The 7115-nt window shown below is 55.8% G+C and carries 7 protein-coding genes; 5 read left to right on the top strand and 2 right to left on the bottom strand.

All coding sequences use genetic code 11. The features are described from left to right. The first annotated feature begins 285 nt into the window (after positions 1-285). Positions 286-1506, top strand: a complete 1221-nt coding sequence (locus ETC02_RS10300) for an argininosuccinate synthase (protein ID WP_033008582.1) — start codon at positions 286-288, stop codon at positions 1504-1506. Between the two features lie 42 nt (positions 1507-1548). Further along, complete coding sequence (argH, locus tag ETC02_RS10295) at positions 1549-2928, top strand: argininosuccinate lyase (RefSeq protein WP_050367674.1); 1380 nt, start codon at positions 1549-1551, stop codon at positions 2926-2928. An 86-nt stretch (positions 2929-3014) separates the two neighbouring features. On the opposite strand, the gene ETC02_RS10290 is transcribed toward argH, so the two are convergent. Beyond that, complete coding sequence (locus ETC02_RS10290) at positions 3015-3461, bottom strand: universal stress protein (RefSeq protein ID WP_171698251.1); 447 nt, start codon at positions 3459-3461, stop codon at positions 3015-3017. 112 nt (positions 3462-3573) lie between these two features. Between ETC02_RS10290 and ETC02_RS10285 the strand changes: the two genes are divergently transcribed. The 3 genes from ETC02_RS10285 (at position 3574) to ald (ending at position 5782) form a co-directional block, all read left to right on the top strand. Further along, positions 3574-3714 (top strand): hypothetical protein, encoded by a 141-nt coding sequence (locus tag ETC02_RS10285; protein WP_011232228.1) that lies wholly within the window; start codon positions 3574-3576, stop codon positions 3712-3714. A 96-nt stretch (positions 3715-3810) separates the two neighbouring features. Further along, the gene (locus ETC02_RS10280; protein ID WP_050367672.1) at positions 3811-4575 is read left to right on the top strand and encodes an SDR family oxidoreductase; all 765 of its coding nucleotides are present in this window, start codon (positions 3811-3813) and stop codon (positions 4573-4575) included. An 88-nt stretch (positions 4576-4663) separates the two neighbouring features. After that, positions 4664-5782, top strand: coding sequence for an alanine dehydrogenase (gene ald / locus ETC02_RS10275; protein WP_050367671.1), 1119 nt, complete (start codon positions 4664-4666; stop codon positions 5780-5782). Between the two features lie 130 nt (positions 5783-5912). On the opposite strand, the gene ETC02_RS10270 is transcribed toward ald, so the two are convergent. Next, positions 5913-7004: a M24 family metallopeptidase gene (locus ETC02_RS10270; RefSeq protein ID WP_050367670.1), complete on the bottom strand. Its 1092-nt coding sequence runs from the start codon at positions 7002-7004 to the stop codon at positions 5913-5915. Between the last annotated feature and the right edge of the window lie 111 nt (positions 7005-7115).

The following is a 7115-nucleotide window of genomic DNA, read 5'->3' as shown; positions in this document are numbered from 1 at the left end:
CGCAAAGAGCCGTTCCGCCAACCACAACTTATTTAGTCTAGCCAAAAGGCAGACAGGTTATACGAGATGCCTAAAATCGGGCACCTCTGCTTTCCTATTGCCTTTTTTGGCCATTTTCAGTATACCCTCACGGATCAGGAGCGTATACCGCACTCACCAAGTGGTGGGGATTTTCACGGAATAAGTATTGAAAAATCACGAGAAAGCTGATAAAGTGATAATGTGTTCAATTTGAATATTTATTTATATTTAAGTATATTTATGTGACAGGAGAGGAGAACGACCATGGCAAATCCAAAATTGGTGTTGGCCTACTCGGGCGGTTTAGATACATCGGTGGCGATCAAATGGCTTCAGGAGCGCGGGTATGATGTGATCGCGTGCTGCTTGGACCTTGGGGAAGGAAAAGACCTCGATTTCGTGAAAGAAAAAGCGCTCAAAGTCGGCGCGATCAAATCGTACGTCATCGACGTCAAAGACGAGTTTGCGAACGAGTATGCGCTCATCGCTCTGCAGGCGAACGCCCTGTATGAAGGGAAATATCCGCTCGTCTCGGCGCTGTCGCGTCCGCTCATCGCGAAAAAACTCGTTGAAATCGCCGAGCTCGAAGGCGCGGTGGCGGTCGCCCACGGCTGCACGGGGAAAGGGAACGACCAAGTGCGCTTTGAAGTGTCGATCAACGCGCTCAATCCGGACTTGGACGTCATCGCCCCGGTGCGCGAGTGGAGCTGGTCGCGCGAGGAAGAAATCGAATACGCGAAACAGCACGGCATTCCGATTCCGGTCGACCTGGACAGCCCGTTTTCGATCGACCAAAACTTGTGGGGTCGCAGCAACGAGTGCGGCATTTTGGAAGACCCGTGGGCGGCTCCGCCGGAAGAGGCGTATGAGCTGACGGCTTCGCTTGAGAACGCGCCGGATGTGCCGGATGTCATCGAGATCGGCTTTGAACAAGGCGTGCCGGTGACGTTAAACGGCAAGGCGTATCCGCTCGCGCAATTGATTTTGGAGCTGAACGCGTTGGCCGGCAAGCACGGCGTCGGCCGCATCGACCACGTCGAAAACCGCCTTGTCGGCATTAAGTCGCGCGAAGTGTACGAATGCCCGGGGGCGATCACGCTCATCAAAGCGCATAAAGAGCTCGAAGACTTGACATTGGTGCGGGAAGTTGCACACTTCAAACCGATCATCGAGCAAAAAATCGCCGAAGTCATTTACAACGGCCTGTGGTTTTCGCCGCTCAAAGACGCGCTTGTCGCGTTTTTGAAAGAAACGCAGAAAAACGTCACCGGCGTCGTGCGCGTGAAGCTGTTTAAAGGCCATGCGATCGTCGAAGGGCGCAAATCGCCGTTCTCGCTCTATGATGAAAAATTGGCAACATACACGTCCGAAGATGAATTTGACCATCAAGCGGCGGTCGGATTCATTTCGCTGTACGGCCTGCCGACGAAAGTCAACAGCATCGTCAACAAGCAACACAAAGCGTCGGTATCGGCCGGCCAATAAGGAAAAGGAAGGAGGAAGTCGCATTCCTCTGCGGCGAGATTCGTGAAAAAACTTTGGGGCGGACGGTTTACGAAAACAGCGGAAGAATGGGTCGACGAGTTTGGCGCGTCGATCCCATTCGACCAGGAGCTGGTGGAAGAAGACATTGAAGGCAGCCTTGCCCATGTGACGATGCTTGGCGAGTGCGGCATTTTGCCGGCGGAAGATGTCGAGAAGATCAAGAGCGGACTCCTGCGGCTGCTCGAAAAAGCGAAGCGGGGGGAACTCGAGTTTTCCGTCGCGTATGAAGACATTCATTTAAACATTGAAAAAATGTTGATCGACGACATCGGCCCGGTCGGCGGCAAGTTGCACACCGGACGGAGCCGGAACGACCAAGTGGCGACCGATATGCATTTATACTTGCGCAAGCGCGTTGAAGAGATTCTCAGTCTCATCCGCGGGCTGCAGCGGGCGCTTGTCGCTCAAGCCGACAAACATGTCGACACGATCATGCCCGGGTATACGCATTTGCAGCGGGCGCAGCCGATTTCGTTTGCCCATCATTTGCTTGCGTATTTTTGGATGCTCGAGCGGGACTATGAACGTTTTTCTGAGTCGCTGAAACGGATTAACCGCTCGCCGCTCGGCGCCGGGGCGCTCGCCGGAACGACGTTTCCGATCGACCGGCGGCGGACGGCGGAGCTGTTGGGCTTTGCCGATCTTTACGAAAACAGCTTGGATGCGGTGAGCGACCGCGACTTCATCATCGAGTTTTTAAGCAACAGTTCAATGCTCATGATGCACTTGTCGCGGCTCGCTGAAGAGCTCATCCTTTGGTCGAGCCAAGAGTTTCAGTTCATTGAGCTCGATGATGCGTTTGCGACCGGCAGCAGCATCATGCCGCAAAAGAAAAACCCGGACATGGCCGAGCTCATCCGCGGCAAAACCGGCCGCGTGTACGGCCATTTGATGGCGCTTCTCACGGTGATGAAAGGGCTGCCGCTCGCCTACAACAAGGACATGCAAGAAGATAAAGAAGGCATGTTTGATACAGTAAAGACGGTCGTCGGGTCGCTGAAAATTTTCACCGGTATGATTGAGACGATGAACGTGCGCACGGACGTGATGGAGCGGGCGACGAAACAAGACTTTTCAAACGCGACCGAGCTTGCCGATTACTTGGCGGCCAAAGGCATGCCGTTCCGCGAGGCGCATGAGGTCGTCGGCAAGCTCGTGCTGCTTTGCATTGAGAAAGGCGTCTTTTTGGCCGATTTGCCGCTTGACGTGTATAAGGAGGCGTCGCCGCTCTTTGACGCAGACATTTATGACGCCTTGAACCCGCGCACGGCCGTCAACCGCCGCAACAGCGCCGGCGGCACCGGTTTTGCCGAAGTGCGCGCGGCGCTGGCGAAGGCGAAACAGTTGCTTAGCACCCCGTAACGGCGGGGTGTTCTTTTTTGACCGTCACATGTTTTCGCATCGGACAAGGAAGTTTTTCGGTCCATCTGCTTCATGTGACGAAGACATTATTCTTTCGGCGTCCTTACAACGAGCACATCGCATTTCGCATGGCGGACGATGTTTTCGGAAACGCTGCCGATCAAGAGCCGTTCGACAGCGTTTAAACCGGTCGCCCCGCAAATGATGAGGTCGGCTTTGTATTTCGGAGCGACGTCTTTGGCGATTTTCACTTTCGGCGAGCCGAATTCGACCGCGGTGTTCACATCGTCGAGTCCAGCGGCGACGGCTTCGTTTTTATACCGCTCAAGCAATTCGTTCGCATACTGTTCCGAACGTTCGGCGAGGGCATAATCGTGCGCTTCAACGGTCGTAAAGCCGCGCAAGTCGATGATGTGGGACAAAATGAGTTTCGCTCCGTTTCGCTTGGCGATTTGGATCGCTTTTTTCAACGCCCATTCCGCTTCTTTCGAGCCATCGACGGCGACGACGATCGTTTGGTAGGTCATGGTCATGTTCTCCCTTCCCTTTGGTTAAAAATGCCATCTCTATATATGGTATACCCATCGCCCTTTGACGAGAAACTAGGCCATATATTGAGATTTTGTGAACAGGGGAGGAAGAGCAATGGAAAAGCGGTATAACGACTGGCAGTACGATGAGGAGGAAGTGCGGACGATCACCGAGCAAATTACCGAGTCGTATGAAAGCGGCATTGTTGACGAGGATGAATCGTATTACGACCCGCGCCGCGAAGTCGGCGAATAGCCATAGCGCCTGCGCGTTATGGTTATTTTTTTGTATTCGCTCCGGTTTGTAGTAAAGTAAAAATGAGACAGCAAATCGCGACGAGGAGGGAGAAGGGTGCGGCATGCGTTGATCACGGCCGGAGCGAAAGGATTGGGGAGAAAAGTGACCGAGCTGTTGCTTGATCAAGGCTACTCGGTGACGGTGAACTACCGGAGCGATGAGCAGGCGGTGCGCTCGCTTGCCGAGAAGTACCGCGGCGCCGCTGACCGCCTCCAGTTTGTGCAGGGAGATGTGACGGACAAAAACGATTTAGCGGCGCTTGTGGACGCCGCCATGGAGCGGTTTGGCCGCATTGACTGCCTCATCAACAATGCAGGGCCGTACATTTTTGAGCGGAAAAAGCTGGCCGATTATACGGAAGACGAATGGTACGAAATGATTGAAGGCAATTTGAGCTCGGTCTTCCATTTAGTGAGGCGGACGATCCCGATTATGCGAAAACAGCGGTTTGGCCGCATCATTACGTACGGATTTCAAGGAGCGGCGGATGCCCCGGGCTGGGTGCACCGTTCGGCGTTCGGCGCGGCGAAAGTCGGGCTTGTATCGCTGACGAAAACGATCGCCCTGGAAGAGGCGGAATATGGCATTACCGCCAATATGGTGTGCCCAGGCAATATTGTCGGCGCCATGAAAGAGGCGGGGATCGCCGACGCCCGCGCGAGAAGGGATGCGGAAACGCCGGTCGGACGCCCGGGGACTGGCGAAGATATCGCCCGCGTGATCGCGTTTTTATGCGAGGACGACTCGGATTTCATCACCGGCGCCGTCATTGACGTCACCGGCGGAGCGAACGTCATTTACCGCCACCTTTTCCGTTGAGACCAGCGCCTCCTCCTTTTTCGTTTGCTTTTGCGCGAAACGGGGCACAATAAAAGGAAGAAGTGGGAAGGAAAAAGGAGGAAATGTGATGAAGATCGGCATTCCAAAGGAGATCAAAAACAATGAAAACCGTGTCGCCATTACTCCGGCAGGCGTGATGACGCTCGTCAAAGCGGGGCATGACGTGTATGTGGAGACGGAAGCCGGCGCTGGGTCGGGGTTTTCCGATTCCGAGTATGAAAAAGCCGGGGCAGTGATCGTGCCGAACGCGGAAGATGCTTGGGCGGCGGAGATGGTGTTGAAAGTGAAAGAACCGCTGCCTGAGGAGTTCCGCTATTTCCGTCCTGGGCTTATTTTGTTTACGTATTTGCATTTGGCCGCGGCCGAAGCGCTCACGAAAGCGCTCGTCGAACAAAAGGTGGTTGGCATCGCCTATGAGACGGTGCAGCTGGCGAACGGCTCGCTGCCGCTGTTGACGCCGATGAGTGAAGTCGCCGGCCGCATGTCGGTGCAAGTCGGCGCCCAGTTTCTCGAGAAGCCGCACGGCGGGAAAGGCATTTTGCTTGGCGGCGTGCCCGGAGTGCGGCGCGGCAAAGTGACGATCATCGGCGGCGGAACGGCGGGGACGAACGCGGCGAAAATCGCGGTCGGTCTCGGGGCAGACGTGACGATTTTGGATATTAACGCCGAGCGGATGCGCGAGCTCGATGATTTGTTCGGCGACCACGTGACGACGCTCATGTCCAACTCGTACCATATCGCCGAGTGCGTGCGCGAATCGGATTTGGTCGTCGGCGCCGTCTTGATCCCGGGGGCGAAAGCGCCGAAGCTGGTGACGGAAGAGATGGTGCGCTCGATGACGCCGGGATCGGTGTTGGTCGACATCGCCATTGACCAAGGCGGCATTTTCGAAACGACCGACCGCGTCACGACGCATGACGATCCGACATACGTCAAGCACGGCGTCGTCCATTACGCCGTCGCCAACATGCCGGGCGCTGTGCCGCGTACGTCAACATTCGCGCTTACGAACGTCACGATCCCATACGCCTTGCAAATCGCCAACAAAGGCTACCGCGCCGCTTGCCTCGACAATCCGGCGCTGTTAAAAGGGATCAACACGCTCGATGGGCACATCGTGTACGAAGCGGTCGCGGCGGCGCACAACATGCCGTATACGGATGTTCATTCGTTGTTGCACGGATGAAATCATGAAGATGGAGCCGCCTTGATGGCGATGAGAAAACAAAGCTGTTCGAATCGGCTTGGGGATCGAGCCGGTGGACAGCTTTGTTCGTGCGCTTATTCGCAGAAGCTTTTGCCAATGGTTTTTCTCGTTATACAATGATCAATTCCTTCGAAAACGACGTCAACACCTCAACGCCGTTGTTCGTGACCGCGACATCGTCTTCAATGCGCACGCCGCCGATGGATGGGACGTAAATGCCCGGTTCGATCGTAAACACCATGCCGGGAGCGAGCGGGTCGGGGTTGGCGCCATGAAGCGATGGGTATTCGTGGATTTCGATTCCTAAGCCGTGCCCGACGCGGTGGGTGAAGTACGGGCCGTAGCCGGCTTGTTCGATGACGTTTCGAGCGGAGCGGTCGATCTCCTTCATCGCGGTTTGCGGGCGGCAGGCGTCGATCGCCGCCTGCTGGGCGCGCCGAACGGTATCGTACATGAGCCGCTGTTCGTCGCTTGCCGTCTGACAGACGACGGTGCGGGTAATGTCGGAGCAATACCCATCGACGATGACGCCCAAATCGAACAGCACGAAATCGCCCGGTGCGACCGCCGCCGTTCCCGGCACGCCGTGCGGATCGGCTGATTTGGCGCCTGCAAGCACGGTCGTGGGAAACGACATCCCTTCAACGCCGAGTTTTTTCAGCTCATATTCAATGACGGCGACAAGTTCAAGCTCCGTCACGCCCGGGCGAATGGCCGAGACGCCGATTTCGACCGCTTTGTCAGCCAGCTCTGCCGCCTGGCGCAGCGCTTTCATTTCCTGCTCATCTTTGATCAGGCGAAGCTGGCGCAGCTTTTCTTCGGCATCGAGCCATTGGGCGTTCGGAAACAGCGCCGAGAGCCGCTCGAAACGGGCGAACGACAAATCGTTTTTTTCGACGGCAATCGAGACGGCCTTGACACCGCGCGCTTTGAGATGGCGCTCGATCTCTTCCCACGGGTCGGCGCTGTCGTCGTAGCTGATCACCGTATGCCCAAAGCCGCTCCGGCGGGCGCGCGGGACTTCCATTTGCGGGCAGACGAGCGCGGGCTCGCTGTCAGGAAAGACCAAAAGCGCCAGCAACCGTTCGTGCGGGTCGCACCGAAATCCGCTCAAATAAAACACGTTCGCACTTGACGTGACGAAGGCGAATGAACTATGTTGTTGAAGCCAAGAGGAAAATGCTTGCAGCCGTTTGTTCATCGTCCCATTCCTTCCTTTTTTCACTGTTGTCCATTTTGAGCGTACCAAGAAACGGGCCGTTTGTAAATGGACAGGCAGGAAAAGAAGGGAATGGATGGGCGGCGGCGAATC

The organism is Geobacillus sp. DSP4a, assembly GCF_013096875.1.
GTDB classification, from domain to species: Bacteria; Bacillota; Bacilli; order Bacillales; family Anoxybacillaceae; genus Geobacillus; species Geobacillus thermophilus.
The sequence above is the reverse complement of the archived record's forward strand: the minus strand, read 5'-3'. Positions and strand labels throughout refer to the sequence as shown.

Bases quoted from the DNA above. Each gene is read 5' to 3' on its own strand.
- ETC02_RS10300 (WP_033008582.1), top strand. From the start codon at position 286: ATGGCAAATCCAAAATTGGTGTTGGCCTACTCGGGCGGTTTAGATACA.
- ETC02_RS10290 (WP_171698251.1), bottom strand. From the start codon at position 3,461: ATGACCATGACCTACCAAACGATCGTCGTCGCCGTCGATGGCTCGAAA.
- ETC02_RS10285 (WP_011232228.1), top strand. From the start codon at position 3,574: ATGGAAAAGCGGTATAACGACTGGCAGTACGATGAGGAGGAAGTGCGG.
- ald (WP_050367671.1), top strand. From the start codon at position 4,664: ATGAAGATCGGCATTCCAAAGGAGATCAAAAACAATGAAAACCGTGTC.
- ETC02_RS10270 (WP_050367670.1), bottom strand. From the start codon at position 7,004: ATGAACAAACGGCTGCAAGCATTTTCCTCTTGGCTTCAACAACATAGT.